General features: G+C 36.3%; 16 protein-coding genes. 3 read left to right on the plus strand and 13 right to left on the minus strand.

The genetic code is table 11. From position 1 onward, the window contains the following. Positions 1 to 111 precede the first annotated feature (111 nt). Genes B9T27_RS04840 through pilG form a run of 4 tightly spaced genes read right to left on the minus strand, consistent with a single transcriptional unit; the run spans position 112 to position 3543 of the window. Positions 112 to 2184, minus strand: a complete 2073-nt coding sequence (locus B9T27_RS04840) for a methyl-accepting chemotaxis protein (RefSeq protein WP_086205707.1) — start codon at positions 2182 to 2184, stop codon at positions 112 to 114. A 44-nt stretch (positions 2185 to 2228) separates the two neighbouring features. Further along, a complete protein-coding gene (locus tag B9T27_RS04845; protein ID WP_086205708.1) occupies positions 2229 to 2765 on the minus strand; it encodes a chemotaxis protein CheW in 537 nt (178 codons plus the stop codon). A 3-nt stretch (positions 2766 to 2768) separates the two neighbouring features. Further along, entirely contained in the window at positions 2769 to 3137 is a 369-nt protein-coding gene (locus B9T27_RS04850) for a response regulator (protein WP_086205709.1), read from the minus strand. A gap of 22 nt (positions 3138 to 3159) precedes the next feature. Then, entirely contained in the window at positions 3160 to 3543 is a 384-nt protein-coding gene (gene pilG / locus B9T27_RS04855; protein WP_086205710.1) for a twitching motility response regulator PilG, read from the minus strand. A gap of 268 nt (positions 3544 to 3811) precedes the next feature. Here pilG and B9T27_RS04860 point away from each other — a divergent pair, with 268 nt between their 5' ends. Further along, on the plus strand, positions 3812 to 4438 hold the full coding sequence (locus B9T27_RS04860; protein WP_228146142.1) for a hypothetical protein: 627 nt from the start codon (positions 3812 to 3814) through the stop codon (positions 4436 to 4438). A 535-nt stretch (positions 4439 to 4973) separates the two neighbouring features. Further along, a complete protein-coding gene (locus B9T27_RS04865) occupies positions 4974 to 6689 on the plus strand; it encodes a proline--tRNA ligase (protein ID WP_086205711.1) in 1716 nt (571 codons plus the stop codon). A 67-nt stretch (positions 6690 to 6756) separates the two neighbouring features. Here B9T27_RS04865 and B9T27_RS04870 read toward each other — a convergent pair whose 3' ends face one another. The 9 genes from B9T27_RS04870 to B9T27_RS04910 form a co-directional block, all read right to left on the minus strand. Continuing rightward, a complete protein-coding gene (locus B9T27_RS04870) occupies positions 6757 to 7704 on the minus strand; it encodes a DUF6160 family protein (RefSeq protein WP_086205712.1) in 948 nt (315 codons plus the stop codon). Positions 7705 to 7802: 98 nt separating this feature from the next. Then, positions 7803 to 10313 (minus strand): DUF6160 family protein, encoded by a 2511-nt coding sequence (locus tag B9T27_RS04875; RefSeq protein WP_086205713.1) that lies wholly within the window; start codon positions 10311 to 10313, stop codon positions 7803 to 7805. 30 nt (positions 10314 to 10343) lie between these two features. After that, positions 10344 to 11108, minus strand: coding sequence for a hypothetical protein (locus B9T27_RS04880; protein WP_086205714.1), 765 nt, complete (start codon positions 11106 to 11108; stop codon positions 10344 to 10346). A gap of 15 nt (positions 11109 to 11123) precedes the next feature. Then, positions 11124 to 13424, minus strand: a complete 2301-nt coding sequence (locus B9T27_RS04885; protein ID WP_086205715.1) for a hypothetical protein — start codon at positions 13422 to 13424, stop codon at positions 11124 to 11126. 278 nt (positions 13425 to 13702) lie between these two features. Beyond that, positions 13703 to 15013: a hypothetical protein gene (locus B9T27_RS04890; protein WP_171263324.1), complete on the minus strand. Its 1311-nt coding sequence runs from the start codon at positions 15011 to 15013 to the stop codon at positions 13703 to 13705. A 229-nt stretch (positions 15014 to 15242) separates the two neighbouring features. Continuing rightward, positions 15243 to 16688, minus strand: a complete 1446-nt coding sequence (locus B9T27_RS04895) for a hypothetical protein (RefSeq protein WP_171263325.1) — start codon at positions 16686 to 16688, stop codon at positions 15243 to 15245. A gap of 236 nt (positions 16689 to 16924) precedes the next feature. Next, positions 16925 to 18469 carry a hypothetical protein gene (locus tag B9T27_RS04900; RefSeq protein ID WP_086205717.1) on the minus strand — a complete coding sequence of 515 codons (1545 nt, stop codon included), beginning with the start codon at positions 18467 to 18469 and terminating at the stop codon, positions 16925 to 16927. A 330-nt stretch (positions 18470 to 18799) separates the two neighbouring features. Next, entirely contained in the window at positions 18800 to 19369 is a 570-nt protein-coding gene (gene dcd / locus B9T27_RS04905) for a dCTP deaminase (RefSeq protein ID WP_086203656.1), read from the minus strand. A 147-nt stretch (positions 19370 to 19516) separates the two neighbouring features. Then, positions 19517 to 20110 (minus strand): LysE family translocator, encoded by a 594-nt coding sequence (locus B9T27_RS04910; RefSeq protein ID WP_086205718.1) that lies wholly within the window; start codon positions 20108 to 20110, stop codon positions 19517 to 19519. Between the two features lie 354 nt (positions 20111 to 20464). Between B9T27_RS04910 and B9T27_RS04915 the strand changes: the two genes are divergently transcribed. Continuing rightward, positions 20465 to 21004, plus strand: coding sequence for a DUF2062 domain-containing protein (locus B9T27_RS04915; RefSeq protein ID WP_086205719.1), 540 nt, complete (start codon positions 20465 to 20467; stop codon positions 21002 to 21004). Positions 21005 to 21057: the final 53 nt, after the last annotated feature.

Genomic DNA, 21057 nt, shown 5'->3' on the forward strand with positions numbered 1-21057 from the left:
CCTACTAACATCTTTTATCTTAAGCATTTTAACTTAAGCAATAAATGTCCTATTGTTTGCAATACCCACATGACCGTGGATATTGCATACCCCATAAGATGATGAATCTAATTATTCTGGGAGCTTAAAGTCTGTTACTGATTGACGTAAAGATTCTGCCATATTGGCCAATTCAGAAACTGAGCGTGCTGTATCAAATGTTGCTGTGGTGGTTTGCGAAGTAATTTCTTGTACAACGTTCATCGTACTCGCAATATGACCAGCTGATGCAGACTGCAGTTTTGCAGAATCCGAAATACTGGCAATCAATTTTGCCAAATTACCCGATACTGACTGAATTTCATCCAAAGCAACACCCGCATCTTTAGCTAAGTTCGCACCACGTACAACCTCAGATGTCGTTTGCTCCATCGAAATTACGGCTTCATTGGTATCCGTTTGAATGGTTTTAACCAATGTTTCAATCTGTTTTGTTGCTGATGCTGAACGCTCTGCAAGACGTTGAACCTCATCCGCTACTACTGCGAAACCACGACCCGCTTCACCTGCCATAGAGGCCTGAATTGCTGCATTTAATGCCAAAATATTGGTTTGATCGGCAATGTCGTTAATCAGCGATACAATGTTTCCAATTTCTTGAGAAGATTCACCCAAACGCTTAATACGTTTCGATGTTTCTTGGATCTGTTCACGAATCGTGTCCATACCATCAATTGAACGATTTACAACATCTGCACCATTAGATGCAATTTTTACCGAACGTTGTGCTACTTCAGCTGATTCAGATGCATTAGCGGATACATGATCAATCGACTGCGCAATTTCATTAATCGCTGTTGAAGCACCTGCAATTTCTTGCGCCTGATGCTCAGAAGCTTCTGCTAACTGGTTGGTAATATTCTGCGTATCTTGCGTATAACGTGCAACTTCTTGCGAAGTTTCATGAATTCGTGAAACTAGGTCACGTAACTGGTCAATTGCGAAGTTAATCGAGTCGGCAATTGCTCCAGTAAAATCCTCAGATACTGTTGCATATGACCGTAAATCACCATCGGCTAAGTCTGCAATTTCATCCAGTAGACGTAAGATTGCATTCTGATTACGGTCATATTCATCTTGTAAACGTGTTACACGGACTTTATCCGATAAACTACGGAACATTAGTAGTTTAAACGCACTAAAGAAGAAAACACCCAATGCAAAAATCAATAATAATGCAGGTAATATCGCTTGTGATCCCACATTGGTTTTCAGTTGATTTAGAGCAGTTAAAAGTTTATCAGACTGCGAGAAAATATCTGCTGATGCTTGACGTACTTCAACAATTTGTTTTGAGTTATTTGATAATGTACTTGCCGCAGTTTTTAAAATTTTATCGTAATCATCTTTAATACTTTCTAATGATTCACGTAATGCAGGTTGATCAATACGTGTTACACCCAGCTCGGCATTACCATTTAACTGCGCATTTAAATACGCACCGAACGTTTCAGTATCTGCATTAAAGTCATCTGCAGAGGCTTGTGAATCTGCTGAACCACCCAATACCGCACCAATCGAACGTAAAATACGTTCCGCAATAAATACTTGGTTTTTAGCAATAACTACCTGACTACTTGGCATATTCTCACGTGCCATTTGGTCAACCATTAAGTTATATTCTGCCTGCATACCTGGAATTGCATCACTAATAGCAAGGTTAGTTTCATACAAGTTATTAATGACCTTTTCTTGCGACGTTACTGTTGTAATATCATCAGAAACTTTAGACCAAATTGAGTCAATTTGTTGCAAATTCTTATCATTTGCATGCGTAGCTTTCACAACTTTAAGATTATCGTCAAACTCTTGCTGTGATTTTTTTAAGGCTTGAATTGCACCACTGCCCGATACTGAAGATGTCACCTCAGTTGCTTGGCGTGACATCGTTTGTGACAATAAACGTAACTCACCTAAACTTCGAGTTAAGTCGTTATTCCGAGGAACGCTATAGAACAGGTACAATAAAATATAGACTGCGAAAATCAAACTAATAAAAGCCATTAAAATAAATGGTTTTGCTTTATCGCTATCACCGAACAATTTAGAAAATTGATCAATACGTGATTTTATTTTTGCTATAACAACTGGACTACTTTTTTGAGTAGCATCACCTGTATTTTTCTTTTTAAGTTTAAAGCCCATTCAGCTTCTCCCCGGGACGCTTAACTTCAAGTTCAGCGTCAAAGCTAGTTTATAAATTTTTCTGATGCATTCAGATACTTAGGATCATTTAATAAACGACTAAACAAGAATACATTCCAAGCATGGTTGTGCTGATGAAAATATCCTTGGCAATAACGATTAAGTTTTTCATCTAAATTTTGATTTTCTGAAAAAAAACTTTTTTTATTAAAATGTTGAATCCCCAACACCTGATCTACAATCAAACCAACGTACTGATCATTATGGCTAATACATAAGACTTTTTGAGTAGGTAAAAATTGACTTCTTTGTCCTGAAATAAAACACGCTAAATCGGAAACAGATAAAAGTCTTCCCCGAATATTCGCTAATCCCCATACCCAATCCTGTACATTAGGAACAGAAGTATATTTAGGAGGATAGATGACTTCGGAAACTTCACCTAATGGAGCAATAAAATATTGCCCCATCATTTCGAATGCAATGCCTGACCATCGGTTTACTTCACTTTCATCATCGCTGTAGTTTTTATTGCCACGTTTTGATAAACGAAGTAATTCGATAAATCCATTCGCTGCCATAGGTTATCCCACACTGAGATATTGTTTAATCACACTAATTAGTTGATTCTCATCAATAGGCTTAGTTAAATAATCACTCGCCCCTTGTCTTTTTCCCCAAACTCTATCTGTATCTTGGTCTTTCGTACTCACAATTACGATAGGAATGTGTTTTGTTTCTGCACCCCGCGCAATTTGACGTGTTGCCTGAAAACCATTCACACCAGGCATTACTACATCCATTAATACCAAATCAGGTAATTCAGCTTGTGCCAAAGTCACCCCATCTGCGCCATTAGTTGCTTCCAAAACCTCAAAGCCATGTTTATTTAAAATTTCTTTAAATCTAAACATCTCTGTTGGTGAGTCATCAACAATTAGAATACGTGCCATTTTTTTCCCCAATCAATTCGTTTTAAACACCAACATGGTTACGAATTGCATTTAATAACTCGTCCTTACTAAAAGGTTTTGTCAAATATTCATCTGACCCAACCACTCTTCCTTTTGCTTGATCAAATAAACCGTCTTTACTTGACAACATAATGACAGGTGTATTTTGATAATTTTGTGAATTTTTAATCAAAGCGCAGGTTTGATAACCATCCAGACGTGGCATCATAATATCGACAAAAACAATATCCGGATTCGCTTCTGCGATTTTAGACAATGCCTCAAAACCATCAACAGCAGTCACTACATCGCAGCCTTCACGCTGTAATAAAGTTTCAGCTGTACGACGAATCGTTTTTGAATCATCAATTACCATGACTTTTAGATTTTGAAATTTATTGTCCATTTAATGACCCGTCCCCTTAATTTGGATTTGATAGAGCTGAACTCATTTATTTTTTACAATTAATCTGCATTTTTTAACATATATTCACCAAGTTTATCAATGAACATTTATTGTTAGCCGCTCGTTTTTTTACATTTGCACTTTAAAAAACCAATTTTTTTGATAATTGACGCTTTATTTTCCCATTTTTATATTTCATACTCTAATTTAAATCCTTAATATGTCTTCATTATTAGGTAAAATACACTTAAAAGTATTTGGAGGAACAATGTTCAGTCAAAAAAATGCGTCCTCGTCAAAATATTTTATTTATTCATTCTTAATAATTACTGGATACACACTGACCAGCTCAGCTTTTGCTGCAGAGGCAGTACAAAAAAAATGGTATCGTTACTATGACAAAAATGGGGTAGCCAATATCAGCACTTCTGTTACGCCAGCACATATTCGAAACGGTTATGAAGTTCTAGGGTCGAATATGCAGGTGATTCAACGTAATCATGCCTATAGTGCCGAACAAGATGTCAAACAGTCTAGCTCTCGAGCCTCCGCCGCTCGTCAAAAAGAACAAGATGCTAAATTAAAAAGAGCTTACGGCAATATTAAAGTTGCTGAAAGTAAACGTAATGAACAATTCGGGAGTATCAAAAAACAAATTGCGCTGCAACAAGATCAACTCAAGCAACTACAAGCAGATCGAATCAATTTTAAACGCCAAGAAATGGAGTATTTCCGAAAAGGAAGTGCGGTTCCTACGCAACTTAAAAATAATATCAAATATAATACTGACAATATAAACAATACTAAAGCCACGATCGAGTCTTTACATACTAGCTATAGCACGACACAAACCTATTACAGCGACATCATTCAACGTCTAAAAGTATTCGAATAATTTTTCACAAGTACTATTTATTTTTAATGGGATCAACACACAAAATATAGCGTATTTCTTAGATATAAAAAATACAATTAATTCAATAATATTTCAGTCAAAAATTAACTTCCCACCGAGTTGTAGAAGTAATATTTATCCCCTACATAACACTTTAAAACCATCAAAATACAATCTAACCATCCTAATATTGCTAAAAAACTATAAAAAGAGGTTTATCTCATAATGCTGTTATTTTTAATTTTAACTGTATTAATGATCGACAGTGCTATGGTGATTGAGCTTTTGACTCGTTTTAAGTTTTTGTAATACCATTAAAAAGTAGAGCATAATCATTATTGAAATCCTACCCCCTTCCCTTAGTGATTTCCAGTACCTTTTTCTTTAGATAATTTTTAAAATTTTATATCGCAATAATTTCTGAAAATTGCATCTTAGCGAGATAATTTTAAACAAGCTGACATTATCAAATGTCCCACTGATTTTTTTAACGTATAATCTCTGCTTTAAATCTAAAAATTTCAGGATAGTTTCCATGCGCGCGAGTCGCTTTTTATTTGCTACGTTAAGAGAAACCCCAAATGATGCTGAAGTTATTTCACATCAACTCATGTTACGTGCGGGGATGGTTCGTAAGTTGGCTTCAGGTTTATATACTTGGTTGCCGATGGGTGTACGTGTGTTAAATAAAGTTGAAGCGATTGTTCGTGAAGAAATGAATCGTGCTGGCTCACTTGAAGTGTTCATGCCAGTCACTCAACCCGCAAGTTTATGGGAAGAGTCTGGCCGTTATGTGCAATACGGTCCTGAACTATTACGCTTTAAAGACCGCCATAACAATGACTTTGTTATGGGGCCAACCCATGAAGAAGTGATTACTGATCTCGCGCGTAACGAGTTAAAAAGCTATAAGCAGCTTCCAATCAACTTCTATCAAATTCAAACCAAATTTCGTGACGAAATTCGTCCACGCTTTGGTGTCATGCGTTCACGTGAATTCATTATGAAAGATGCCTATTCATTCCATGTGAATCAAGCATCTTTACAAGAAACTTATGATGTGATGTATGACACTTACTGCCGTATTTTCACACGCCTCGGTTTAGATTTTCGCCCTGTTCAAGCGGACACAGGCTCTATTGGTGGTTCAGGTTCGCATGAATTTCACGTATTGGCTTCAAGTGGTGAAGATGACATCGTTTTCTCGACTGAATCTGACTATGCTGCCAACGTAGAAAAAGCCGAAGCGATATTAGTCGGTGAACGTGCAGCAGCGACTCAAGCATTAAGTATTGTAGAAACCCCAAATCAAAAAACTATTGCTGATGTCTCTACATTCTTAAACACTGATCCAGCTCAATCAGTAAAAGCTTTATTAGTTCAGGGTATTGCAGCTGAAAATGGTCAAATTCCTGTGATTGCATTGTTCCTGCGTGGCGATCATGAGTTGAATGAAATTAAAGCTGAAAAACATGCTGCTATTGCCGTGCCTTTGACTTTTGCTACAGATGCACAAATGCAAGAACATGGCCTAACTGCTGGTTTTATTGGTCCTCAAGGTTTAGTCGAAAAAGGCTTAACCGTAATTATTGACCGTGCTGCTTCAGTCCTTTCTGATTTTGTTGCCGGTGCCAATGAAGCTGATAAACATGCAACTGGTGTGAACTGGGAACGTGATGCTCAGTTTAGTGAAGTATTTGACTTACGTAATGTGGTCGAAGGTGATCCATCTCCAGATGGTAAAGGCACACTGCAAATTAAACGTGGTATTGAAGTGGGTCATATCTTCCAATTGGGCCAAAAGTATTCTGAAGCTTTAGGCTGTAAAGTTTTAGGTGAAGATGGCAAACCATTAACGGTCACTATGGGCTGCTATGGAATTGGTGTAACCCGTGTCGTTGCATCTGCGATTGAACAAAACTTTGATGATAAAGGTATTATTTGGCCTGCTGCAATTGCACCTTTTGACATTGCTATTGTACCGATGAATGCACATAAATCACCACGGACTGTAGAAGCTGCTGAAGCGCTTTATAGCGAATTACAAGCCCTAGGTTTTGATGTGATTTTAGATGATCGTAACGAACGTCCTGGTGTTAAATTCTCTGATTTAGAATTAACTGGTATTCCACACCGTATCGTACTTGGTGAAAAAGGTTTAGATGCAGGCACATTTGAATATAAAGGTCGTACCGATGCTGAATCCGTAAATATTTCTAAAGAAGAGTTAATGGCGAAGCTAGTAAAATAATTGACTGATTAAGTAATAAAAAATCCCACGGTATGTGGGATTTTTTATTACATTTCAAAATTAATTTCTACAAACCATTTATTTTAACTTTTAAATCAGTTACTGATGCCCCAACAGCTCCCATATTGCCCATTGAGCCATTTTTCAAGCCATTAAATACAGCTCCATCAGATGAATTTAATGTACCCAAGGTCATACTATTTAATGCCGCATCAAACTTACTTGAGGCACCACTATTACCAAAGACTAAACCATCTGATTCAACGCCAGCATAAAAGCCATTTAACAAGAATCCATTGCTCACATCACTGGCTTTTAACTGAAAATTAAATGTTGCCCCTGTATTTCCTGAAATCAGCGCTATAGGACATCCACCACCATCTTCTGTACCACAAATTGATTGGATTGCACCACTCAACATAATCAAATGGCTTTGAGGAACATTACCTAATTGAATATTCAATGCGGGTTTATTTGTGTTATTAAAATTAATCGCAAAATTATTTGCTGTACTACCAATCGTCAATAATTTGCTTACATCACTATTTAAAGAACCACTACCAGTAAAGATAGACTTTGAAGCACCACTTAAGGATGTTGAGTTCTCTCCTGCAAGATAAACAGAAAAAGGAGAAACTTTAATTCCAGTAATATTACTACCTAAACTTAATGCAATATTTGCAAATGGACGACCCAAGCCACCGTCGGCATCTAGAACCATTTTAACCGTAGGCTGTGAAACTGATACTCCTAAAAACCCGACACTTACAGGACTATTTGTACTTCCCGCCATAACAAGAGATGCTTTATTTTTATAAGTAGCTGCAGGTGTTAAACCATCAGTATCAATAACAGAGATCTGCTGAAACTCTATTTTACCAACTTGCACACCAATATTAATACCATCCTGCCCAGTAGCCTGAGAAAGGCTTTGATCATCCATAGGCTGCATGGCTATAGATAGCGGACTGCATAATAATAAAGATACACATCCGAGTATATTTTTTTTCTTCATTGTCCTAATCCTTAGGAAAATATTTTTAATTTTAACCCATACCAGAACTAGTCTAATGCATTTTAAATTTTGATCCAATCAAAAACCGATAATAGGATTTAACGCGGTGTAATATTAAATTCACTGGTTAAACGCCCACCTGTAATTGCAAGCTCGCCTAGACGTGCACCTGCTCCAGTTTTTGGTGGATATAGGTTTAAATCTCTTGCACGAAAAACACCTGCTGGATTTTGATCTGGATTAAATATTAAAGCCGCATTAAAGCCCACCTTACCTAAACCGTTCTCTTGATCTTTCCCCATTACAATCGCATTATTGAAACCAATTTTTCCAGTTAAATTATCTAGACCAATACTTGAACCATTTACTGGATCATTAATCTGTATCGTATTACCTACATCTGCCAAAGTCATATCACCGACAATACTTAAACGACTTCCCGAACCATCAGCTTTAATTTCACTATTTGGAATCAAAGAAAGATCCATATCGCCACCAAGACGTAACTTCACTCCCCAAACCACATCATCTTTTAGTGCAAAATTATCACTTGAAGATTTATCTTTAATTGCACATGCAGCCGCGGCAGAGGCTATTCCTAAGGCACAGGATTTATATGTTGTGCCTGGTAAATATCCCGCAGCAACTTCAGCAGCCATCACAATCAGCATGTTTTTTAAACTTAAATTTAAACTGCCATTTTCAACACCTATATTACCAGTGCCTTTCATCAATAAATCTACATTTCGTAGACCCATATAGTAATCTGTTGACTGAATACCATTTGCTGAAATTCCATCTCGATCACCACCATCAATCACTAAAATAGAAGTGGTTTTAGTACCTTTATTATAGCCAACAGTATCCTTATACTTTCTCGAAAGCTTGTCATTAGGATCGATACTATTTAAATCACGAGAAAGGTCCTTATCAATACCTTCCGTACTCATTGCCATTGAAAAACCAAGCCGTGCTGTATTACCAGAAGTAGCAACTTGACTTTTTACACCTTTATCCGTGTAGTAATACGCCGTATTTGCTGTTACCTTCGTTCCATACATCGCAATATTGGCATTCAAATTATAAAAAGGTAGCGCTAAGCCCCATTCATTGTTCAACCCATTACTAACAAACAAATTAGCGGGATCAATCACTCCTGCACTTGTAGTAAAGCGTCCTCGACGTGATATCGCCTGAAACTCACCACCACGAATGCTCATGGCCACTGCATATGGATTTGTAGATAATAGATGAACATTCTGCTTGTAATCATCTAAAGTTGTTAAATAGCTATTATTACCAAATCGACTATTTTGAAACGTATAGTTTTCTGGTAATTGTAAATTTTTTGTATCAATTAAATTAATATATATATTGCCACTATCAAATGTTCCGCGAGTTCCAGGTTGTAAGCCAGTCAAATTTCCAAACTCAAAACCATAGGTATTCAACCCAGCGCCACCTATTTCCAATGTGGTTGCTTTTCCATCGGAGCCGAGCATGGTATCGCCATCTTTAGTGAAATCTGCTTTCATACGAAATGCGATCCCAGAACTTCCCATAATATTATTGTTTGTTGTTCCCGAAGGAGAGTCCGCCTTGCCCAAAAGGTCAGTACTTCCTGTTGAGTCCAACCCTCTGAGTTGTAGATAACCATTAACCATTCGACCGCTAGCTCCGACACGTATAAGTCCCATAGCCCCTGCTGGACTATTGGTATTAGCATCCAAAGCATAAGGAGTTGTTGCATTTACCCCCTTATTCAACATAATTTCGAGATTCAAACCTGCATTTGTCGTTTCAGAACCATTACCATAGGTTCCTGTATTTTTAAAGCCTATTTTATTTGAAGCAGAATCTGCGACACGTGTAAAATCAACATAACCATATTGCTCATTTGGAGCCTGTGAAAGACTGGCATCTATAGAGTTATTGGTTTGTAATTTTAAACCAGCAACTTCATCAATAAATACATACCCTTTACCTTTAAAATTAAAATTAAAATTTTTAAAAATAAGCTGATTGAGTTGATTATTAATATTGGTTTGTCCTAAATAAATATTTGCGTTTTTTACCCCTAAAAGCAACTCGGCTTGACTATTTTTACTAAATAAACCATCTCTGGTTTTAAGACCAATATTTAGGTCTGATGTTGTTTGTACTGCAATATTTCCAATTTTTTCACTGCAATATGCACTCACATCGCAAATACGAAAAGAATCAATCGTCAGCAGTAAAGGCGCAACAGCTAAATCAAAATCTAGTCCTGTCTTATTACCTTCACTCCCTAAATTAATTTTATAATCTGCACCTAGCGGAACACTTAAAGCATTACTTTTTTGAATCTTAACGGTGTCTGCAGTTGTCGTCAGCCTTGAATCAATTGCACCCTGCGTTCCTCGTCCTGCATTATCAGTCCAATACAGCGTATCAATATTTGCTTCTTTAAAAGTCGTAGAAATATGTACACCATCTTGCCCATTTACACTTCTTAAGTCACTATCATTTAGCGCTTGTAAAGCATAGGTAGAACCGCTCATAAAAAACATGCTGAGCGTTAATGTATTTAAGATAAATCCTTTACCGTGATTTTGTTTTCTATTTATCATCACATCTTCCTTTTCATATCTATAAACAGACTAACAGCGAGGATGATTTCCATCACAGCTAAACATCATGATTTTCCCCTGTAAAGCAAGATTTCCATTCATCATCATGCCAACAAAACCCGTCTCTCTACCTGTATCATATTTATCTGCGGTTGTTCCTATAGGCCCTAAAGTAGGTGCCGATTGATCTATAACCTGAGCTTTATCACTATAAACATTCGCTTTCAAATAACCATAATCACTTGCCGTACTGCTGGATCCTTCAACCAACTTACCAGTAGCATCATAATAAGAAGTAAAGTTATCTTGCTCTATCGATAATGCATTAAATCCATAGTTACGAATTTGCAAAGGCTTATCAGCACTGACCGTTAACTGGATTGCTGGCTTAATCATATTACTATATTGTAAATCAATACCATCAAGCCCTAATTTTTGGATATTCATTGTTCCTTGAATTCCCTTAAACACTAACCACAACTTATGTCCAGGATTACTCACTGTCGGATCACTAGCCGCCACAGTCCAATTTCCACTTGCATCCTTTTGTACAAATCTTTTATTTGGTGAAATAGCCAAATGGCAGTATGCAAGATTGGCGCAATCTACAATCGGTGCTGTCCCATTTGCTAATTCTGTATTGGTCAAGACTTTTTGATTGAGCGTTAATTTCAGTGATAAATCCGCTCCAGCTTGCCCCTCTATTGCCCGAAGTGTCTGATTATCCATAGGCTTTAATTCTGCAAAGACCATTGAGTTACATAGCGCTAAAAGTAAAAAAGTTATTTTTTTCATGATGATCTCTCTTACTTATAGGCCTGTTGTTGTAATTTTCATATGCTGGATAAGCAAACCATCAATTACAGCTGAGCCCATGTTATTCATCGGTATAGCATTTGATACCGTTGGAGCTATTGTAGGAGCGGCAGATGTTGAGGTCCACTTTGTGCCACTATAATTCGCATTTGGCAAAGCTCCCCATGCATCTACAGTAAAAGAGCGACCATTCCCTGACCAATCATATCCGGTCGGTGCACCCTTCCCAACAACATAACCAGCATGTGCAACTGTAGGATTATAATTTGGTAATACAACCTGTTTACCACCTATGGTTACAGTGCTAGAAGTCGCTGCGTCAGGTACATCAAAACTATTGATATCAAACCAACTTCCTTTATCAAAATCAAAACAGGTATTCGAGTTTCCAGTACCCTCATTACAACCCGCTGTCCCAGTCGCCCAACTTGTTACAAAGGATGGATTTGAAAAACTAGTGCCTGTAATATCAATAGGACCTGCACTCACTCCCGTCGCATAACGCCAAGTATTTCTTGAACCTGCACCTGTCAAGGAAATATAATCACGCATTTTTGCCTGTAATTGAGAATAATATTTGGTAGAAGCTTGTATAGAATTACCCTTTAAAGCTCCGAATGAAATACCAATAGCATCATATCCAGAGTCGCCTTTAAAAGCCTGCAAAGCGTTATTTTGCTTATCATAAATTGTAGAGCCGATACTAATACTACTATGTGTCGCATTATTACCTTGATAGCCCGCAAGTCCATTGCTACCACATTGATAAACATTACACGTCGAACCAAGATAGGTTTTATCTGCACCGGTATAATCTGTATAAATTTTCTTATAAATGCTCTCTTTATTCGGTATACGTGCAACCTCTAAACTAAAGTTTTTACCATCAGAACCAACCGTCAAAGGTTGATATAAAGAACCTAAAACTAAATTTGTATTTAAATTATAAATAAATATCCCCTCATTTGAATCAAATGTTGGGGCGGCACCATTTCCCAATGCGGGTGTTGATAATAAACCTTGTGGACTAGTCGCACTTTCTTGCGTACTTAAGCGCAAGACATTATTCATACCCGTCGTAGGTAGATTGTAATAACCTTCTGTTATCGTATCGACTGTATCAATTGTTCTTAGTTGATAAATACGATTATTAAAATCAGATGGAATAACAGTAAATGCACCTGTACCAGCAGTATAACTAACCTGCCCTGGCCATAACGTTGAATAGCGATTGGTTGTGGTTTGTGCGCGAGTTGCTGTTGCATTTTTATATTGTGCAGCAAAACCACCCGTAGCTAGTCCGCTAACTACGCCATTATTTAATGTCACACCACTCACCGAAGCAGCACCACTATTAAACCGAAGTACACCGGCCAAACCCAAGGTATTATTATAAAAAGAACTCATTCCGCCGGTATTCGTCGCACCGCCTAGTGTTTGGAACATTTGAATACGGCTACCATTAATACTAAAATTGTTCCAAATAGCTTGAAGTCGGATACGATTTGCTCGATCAAGATTTGGATCAGCAACAGATGGTGCTGTTGTACTAAATAATTCGCCCAATCTAAACTGATTAGGATCTCCATCGACTTTACTTTGGTCACGTACGAATGCATCTGCCCATAATGCCAATTTTAACTTATATGCATCAGACCCTGTTTCTGGGGTTATTGGCGTGACTAAATCATATAAAGGAGCTTCTAAATTAAGATAAGTGACTGAGTTATTATATCCAGCTGCGGCACATCCAGAACTCGCAGACCCTAAACAATCTGATCCCGTTAAGAAGTTTGGAACATTTAAATCAGTATCTACCTTAAATATCCATGGATTGGCAGCTGTACCCCAACTTTTAATAGCAGCATTTGCTAAACCTTGTGCATTTTTACCACTATCTAATCGACTATTAGTATCATTATTCGTATTTTTCGAAACGGCTAAACCATACATATAAAGATCAGCCTTTCCTACAGAGTGATCCAAAGTATTGACTTTGCCATCTTTATTTGTATCCTGAACAAATGAAGACAAAGGCCCAACAGGAATGTAATGTATATAACCCGAATCTTTGGTTCGGTCGGTCAAGATATTATCCTCAGACTCATTTGCACCAGCACCACGAAACACCATAAAAGCATCTTGAGGAAGTATTGCAATACCCTCACCTGTCGTGTCACTTAAATTTTCATCAGATAATGCTTCAAGTGCGAAGCAAGATTGGTTTAAACACAACCCGATAAAACTTGCCAAAACGGTTTTTTTAAATTTTACCGTATAATCTGGTGTAGTCATCTTGACCTTCCTTTTTTTACACGATGCTCCGCACCATATTTTTTTATTTACTTTCTTAATCCAACTGCCGAGACACGATCCTTAGCCCCGAACAGTTTTGATATTTTTATCACAGTTTATAATATGCAATTAATTTTAATATGGCAAAATTTAATAGTGAAGACAGTGCCTTTTCCGATGAACGTAACACCTACTTCAAAGATTATTTTGAACTAGGTGAATACAAACAACTACCTTGATACTCTCATTTTTATATTTTTAATTGTTAAAAATAACACTTAGCAGAACTTTAACCCGCCATAACAGTTTGGAGCAAAATTTTGATTTTTTAAAACCATATTGGTTAAATCCATAGAAACAGGCGTACCATTTTTTAAATCAACTGTACCTACTGCAATAGCACTACCAAAAACACATCCCAAAAGACCGCCAGCACCACAAGATATTTTCCCTGCATCTGTTGCAAGATAATCATTTACCTGTGCCAATGTTTCTTTAAGCGTGGGTAAGGCAATATCTACTGCTTTTTCTGGGGAAATATCACCAATGTCAATTGGATTAGAAAACTCTAACCACCAACCATTCTGCGCTACAGACTTAGTATTAGTCCATTTTATATCTTGTGACTGCAATGATAACGATGCCGATGTTCCATTCAGATCTGCTTTATGAAAATATTTTAATCCTTCATTAATAGTAACATCAACTGTTAAATTTTTGATTAATCCTGCTGTATTTTTATCTAATTTAATACCAGACGCATTAGCTGCAATATTACCAGATATTGCAATATCCTCTACAGTTGCTGAAGCTTTTAAATTAGCACTGGTAATTCGTTTCCCTGTAATTGTTTGCTGTGGTAACGTTAAAGCACCCAACAATGTTTTACTGCCTGTTTTTGCACTTAGTAAATTTAAATTATAGGCAGTTGTGGAAAATCCCAAACAAAGTAGACCACATGCTTGGCCTTTTATTGCGACTCCAGTGTAAATTTGGGTCAATGGATTATTACTATCATAGCCGTTAACTTTTGCGGTTCCAGTTGTCGCCTGAACATCCATATATCCACTTAAAGAATTAATACCAGTGGGCGTCTCACTATTCTCTAAACCAAATGAAATCATTCCTATCGCCTTTTCAGAACTAACCCTTAAGCCAACAACTTCACGTGTTGCTGCACTGCTCGGATTTTTAATAGCAAACTCCATAAAAGGATTCGTCAATTTTGCCGAAGAACTTACACGTCCATTACTGGTATCCGAAATACCACTTAAGCTGAGATAGTCGATATCAATATCACATGCTCCTGCTCCATTAACACCACCACAACCTAATTGTAATTTTTTAATATTGGCATTCAACTCTAATTCAGCTTCTAGTCCTAATTTATAAAAACCAATATTTTTAGCACCACCTAGACGATCTGTTTCTAAATTTGCAGCATCCGTGGGTGCAATATATGTCAAACTCATTAAAGCTTGTCCTACAGTATCAGACAACTGTTGATCACTCATTGCAACAAATGAATGAGCATTGACTTCCACCATTACCCCTAAAGATAATAAAATAGCACTTATTTTTTTACGCATTTTTATCCCCTCTTTTTATTTTCAGTACATATTTTTTAAATTAATTTTTTAAATATTCTTAATTAAATAACACAAAATCAAACTCTTAAAATTATTAAGAATACAAACTAATTAATCATATCTTTGAACATCATTATGAGTCTTTGGCTGTATAGCTCATTATGTCGTATATTTTTTAACAATAAAAAAGTGGCATTACGCCACTTTTATTTACTTAGGTGTTTGCCATTTAACAGAACTTGAGCGTTCCATAGCAATTCGTCTTTACCCCTTGATTTTTCAACTGAAGGTTTTGTAATAAAATTGAAGCAGGATTCCCTCCCAATGCAGGATTGGTTGCTTTATTTAAATCAATCACTAAAGCATTCGGTGTTTCTATAACTGAATTTGTCAATGCAGCGAATGCTTCACTAAACCCTAAGTTTATGGTTTGCGAACTTTTTGCTAGCTCTACATTCATCAAACTCGCAACCTGCGCATACACCGAACTAATATCCACAGGCTTTGTAGCTTCTAATTTACCCAACTGTACCGGCTCAGAAAAAGACATCCACCATCCTGCTTGAGCAACATCAGTAGCACCACTCATTTGGCTCAAAATAGTTTTACCCACATCTGCAGAAGCAAGGGTTGCACCAGGCCAAATTAAAGGGATTTCTTGTAAAGATAAATAGCCACCCGTTCCCTTTAGGGGAATGTTATGAATCATACTCAGGCTTTGAGAAAATCCCACACTCAAATTTAAATTTTTTACAGCAGAACCAGCTTTAAGCTTAACTCTGGCATAATTAACACCAACGACAGAAGGATTTAATGAAACAGCCAACTGATTATTTGGCCCACTATCAAGGGGTATAGAATCTAAAGCAACATTAATCCCTTCGATGACTGCGCTGGACTGACGTTTACCATTGACTTGAAAGGCTGGCGTATTAAATCCAACTCTCATTGATGGCAAAGTAATACCTTGTGTTTGAGCATCATTAGGTAAGCTTGTAAAACTTGAATTAATTAAACCAATAACTTTAATATTTCCTTTAATAATCTCATCCGCTTTTTTTCCAAAAGTTCCCACAGCAGTATCCACCGTACCGCTGGTTGCAGCAATTTGCATAAAACCACTTAGGTTTTGAATACCATCTGTAGTTGATACATCAGCATTATTTGCCATTCCAGCCGTTAATAATGCATTAATTTTTTCAGCACTGAAGCGCATTCCTTTTATTGCTCGTGTCGATGCTTTTTCTGGGTCACTAATGGCAAACTCTATAAAAGGATTTGTTAATTCTGCACTGGTTGAGGCCCGATTTGTATCGTAATCAGGACTTCCACTGGCATCATAAGAACTGGGCAACCCACTTAATGATAAATTTTTAATATCAATATCACAGGCACCAGCACCATTTACCCCACCACATCCCAATTGCAAATTTCTAATATTGGCATTTAATTCAAGTTTTGCTTCTAAACCCAGTTTATAGAAACCAATATTATTTGAACCTGCAATATTTTTCATCAAGTTACTATCATCTTTTGGAGCAATATAAGATAAACTCATTAAAGCCTGCCCCGTTGTATTGGACATTTGATCATCTGAAAGTGGGACCAATGAATGGGCATATAGTGGCCCAATCGCTCCGATTGAAATTAGTGCTGCACCTATTCCTTTACGCATTTTTATCCCTACTTTTCAGTCGCTATTTATATTATCTCAAATAGTCATATTTCTTTTTTAATTAAGCATTTTTTAGATCTTACAAAAACTGACCTTCAAATATATTAAAAATGAAAATCAATTAATCCTACTATAAGATGTATAAATTAATCTTTGATCATATTTTTATTATTTACTGTATCTTTAACAATAAAAAAAGCGGAATAATTCCGCTTTAATAAAAAAATGCAACACAATTAACAGAATTTTAAATTTCCATAACAATTTGCTTTAAAGTTTTGATTGGTTAATTCTAAATTACTTAAATTTAAACTTAGGGGTTTACCTTTCAAATCAATTGTTCCTATATTCACTGATAAATCAGCACCACCGAGCAAACCTCCTAAATCACTAGTTTGAGCCTCATGACCACCACCATCCTTTAACCACTCAGAAACAGCACTTGCAATTTGGGGAAATAAAGGTGAAATATCAATTGGATCTTTAGGAATTACATACCCTATATTTACAGGATCTGCGAATGACATCCACCATCCTTTTTGGGCAATATCATCAGATTTTGCACCTGGCCATTGTAATGCAGTCTGCTGTAATGATAATGAAAATGGTGAATTAATTGGTAAGTTATGAATCAACCCTAGTGACTGAGTCAAATTTAAATCTGCTGTTATATTAGAAATTGTCCCATTCATATATACACTTGAGAATTTTTTACCCGCACCTGCTAATAAACATGCAAATACTCTACAGGCTGTAACTGTTGCTTCGACAACCCCACCCTGTGTATAAATACCTGTAGGTTCTAAATAATCTGAATTATGAGGTCCACTCGAATTATAATTAACAATACCATTTAAAGGGTAATTTGCCCCTTTTCCAACATAAATATTTGGCACATTCACAGGAGCTGATAAGACTTTTGATTTTGCACGATTCTCATTTACCATAATTGCTGGAACTTCAAAATAATTGTTCTTTATCTCTGGTATATTAAAGCCACCTGCAGATGTTTTGAAATCTGCTTCCGCAGCTCCACCCAATCCTAATGCTTGTAAAGTTCCAGTAATGACTAAAGATTGTTTTATTATATTTCCATTTGCATCTTTTGCTGGATTACCATTCGCATCCTTTACAATGTAATCGCCAAAAAGATTATCTCGTGTCGCAGCAGTTGTTGCATATCCCTTAATCACCCCAGAAGAATCTGATTGAACTTTCATATACCCAGAAATTGTATTAATACCATTTGCTTTAGTACTATTTTCTGTACCCGCAGTGAGTAAGCCAAAGGCTTTTTCAGCACTTAATCTTAAACCCACAACTTGTCTTGTTGATGCTTGATTTGGATTTTTTATTGCAAACTCTAAAAATGGATTGGTTAATTTAGCAGACGTAGATGCGCGCTCTTCACTTGTCATTGATGCAGGCTTACCATTTGCATCTAATTTCAAACCACTTAAACTCAAATCATCAATATCAATATCACAGTCCCCAACACCATTTGTACCGCCGCATCCTAACTGTAACTTTTTAATATTCGCATTTAATTCTAATTCTGCTTCTAGTCCTAATTTATAAAAACCTATATTTTGAGCACCACCAAGTCGATTTTTCTCTAAGTTACTAGAATCTGTAGGAGCAATATAGGACAGACTCATCAATGCCTGACCTACCGTATTTGACAGTTGATCATCTGTCATTACTTTTAATGTATCTCCATAACAACTATTTATACTAATTAAAGCTAATAAACCTACATTCAGATATTTTAATTTAAGCATTAACACACTCTCCCTGTGCTTGGTTAATGATTGATTTTTATGTCTAATATTTTTGGAGTTATCGAATTATGATTCGAGGTAAATATACAACAGTAATATTTTATACTGTGTTTAAAGTCTCTATTACAGCTACTGTATGTAATATTATTAGTCAATATTAGCATTAATAATCATACTGACTTGATACTTTCCGACAAAAGGGCCTATCTTTCTAAAATATTGTTTTAAAAAAAGTTAATAAAAAAATCTTATTATATTTACCAAAAACTCACTTAAAATACATATAAAAAAGCAAGCCATAAGGCTTGCTTTTTTATATCACAACTCAAATTATGCTTTGGGTAAAGTAACCCCAGTTTGACCTTGGTATTTACCACCACGATCTTTATAAGACGTTTCACAAACTTCATCAGATTCAAAAAATAGCATTTGCGCTACGCCTTCACCCGCATAAATACGCGCAGGTAAATTAGTCGTATTTGAAAACTCTAAAGTGACATGACCTTCCCACTCTGGCTCAAGTGGTGTCACATTCACAATAATTCCACACCGTGCATAAGTTGATTTACCTAAGCAAATGGTCAGTACGCTGCGAGGAATACGGAAATACTCCATTGTACGAGCTAGAGCAAACGAGTTTGGTGGAATAATACACACATCAGATTCAATACTGATAAAACTGTTTTCATCAAAATTTTTAGGATCAACAATAACGGAGTGAACATTCGTAAATACTTTAAATTCACGGGCACAGCGAACATCATAACCATAGCTTGAAACACCATAAGATACGATTTTTTCACCTTGTTCATTCACACGAACTTGATTCGCTGCATATGGTTCGATCATGCCGTGATTTTCGCTCATCTCGCGAATCCAACGATCAGACTTAATAGCCATTTTGAAATATCCTGAAAATAGGTAAAAACATTTATTGCGCTGTACTTTAACTTAAAACGGTATTGAAGGAAATGTATCGTCTTAACAAAACTCAGGTCGTGCAATGCTCATGCGACCTGAACTAATCGTTTCTATTTGAGAATAAAGTTAAAGATGTAAAAGTGCAGAATAGCTTAAAGGAACAGAAAAACTAATCAGTACGACTGATGCTGTTCTTTGCATATTACATTGATTGAGCCAACTCACTTTATTGCTCGCAAGTACTGAACCAATATAAGTCCAAAAAAATGCAATCGGTACAATTAGCAGTAAAAATATCAACATATGCGCGGTATACGCTGCCATACTTTTCCAAACAAAAACTGGAAAAATTGCCGAAGCAAATAATAATGCTTTCGGATTCAATAAGGTTGCAACAAACAACTCTCTAGGCCGAATCGTCGGTTGATCAAAATTTACCGCTTGGGTCGCTGTCCGCCATAACTTAAGTGCTAAAAATAGGATATATCCTGCACTAAACAATTTTAAAATCGTTGGAATAATAGGGAATTGCTTTGAAACTGTACCAATAATCACGCCCCAAACCGTAATTGAAATAAAATAACCCAATGCCTCAGCTGGAATTAAAGCTAAAGAGCGACGAACTCCCACTTGAATACCGGAAGATGCTAAAAGCGTATTCGTTGGGCCTGGTGTTAATAAAATAGTCACCACTAAACCCACAAAAAACCATGAAATCATCAAATGACCTCACTATGTAATTGAATGCACAATAAATTAGTTTATTAGACTTGGCAAAAAATAATTGTAAGACAACATATAATAGATTCAAAAATTAAAAATATATTATTATTTTTCATATATTTAGAGCAAAAAGCCACCCTCTTGAAATACTGAACCATTTGGTCACCTTATGCTAAAAATATGATCTTAAATCCATTATTCATCATTTATATGATTTAAGTTTACTTTCAGCTTTTGGCTTTAGACTTGTTCACATATCTGTAGTCTTCATCTAATATATTTCCTCAAAGCTGTCGTTTTTCTATACACTCAGGCACAATAACCTCACTTTCGTCACACGACTTATTTTATATGGCAAAGCGTTTTTTTCGGTCTTGGCTTCCCTCTCCAGAACAAGTCAATAGTTTGAAAATAATGAAAATTTTTGGTAATAAAGCCTTAAATCCAACGCTTTGGTATGTCAATCGTAAATCGATTTCTAAAGCCATGTTCATTGGTACATTTTGGGGAATATTACCTATTCCTCTGCATAGCATACTAATTATATTGACCGTTTTAATTTTTGAAGCCAATTTACCGATTGGACTGTTACTAGCATGGGTAATGAATCCACTGACCATTGTACCTATCCTTATTTTTGCCTTTTGGATTGGTTCAAAAATCTATCATGTACATATGATTAATAAAGAAATGTTACTTGGCGTTTTTCATCAAATTATGCATTGGATTAAAAATTTCGGACATGGCCATATTGATCTGAGTTTAGCTAAAATTTTAGCCACAGGTTTGTTGATTGAGGCACTTATTTTTGCAGTACTATTTTTTGCAATTACTCGTATTTATTGGCGCTGGTCGATTGTTAAAAAATGGAGAATGCGCCAAAAGATTTAAAATACATTTTCAGGAATTATTTCCCCTTATTGATATAAAAACAGCCCACATAG

Origin of the sequence: Acinetobacter sp. ANC 4648 (genome assembly GCF_002135345.1) — a bacterium.
GTDB lineage: Bacteria > Pseudomonadota > Gammaproteobacteria > Pseudomonadales > Moraxellaceae > Acinetobacter.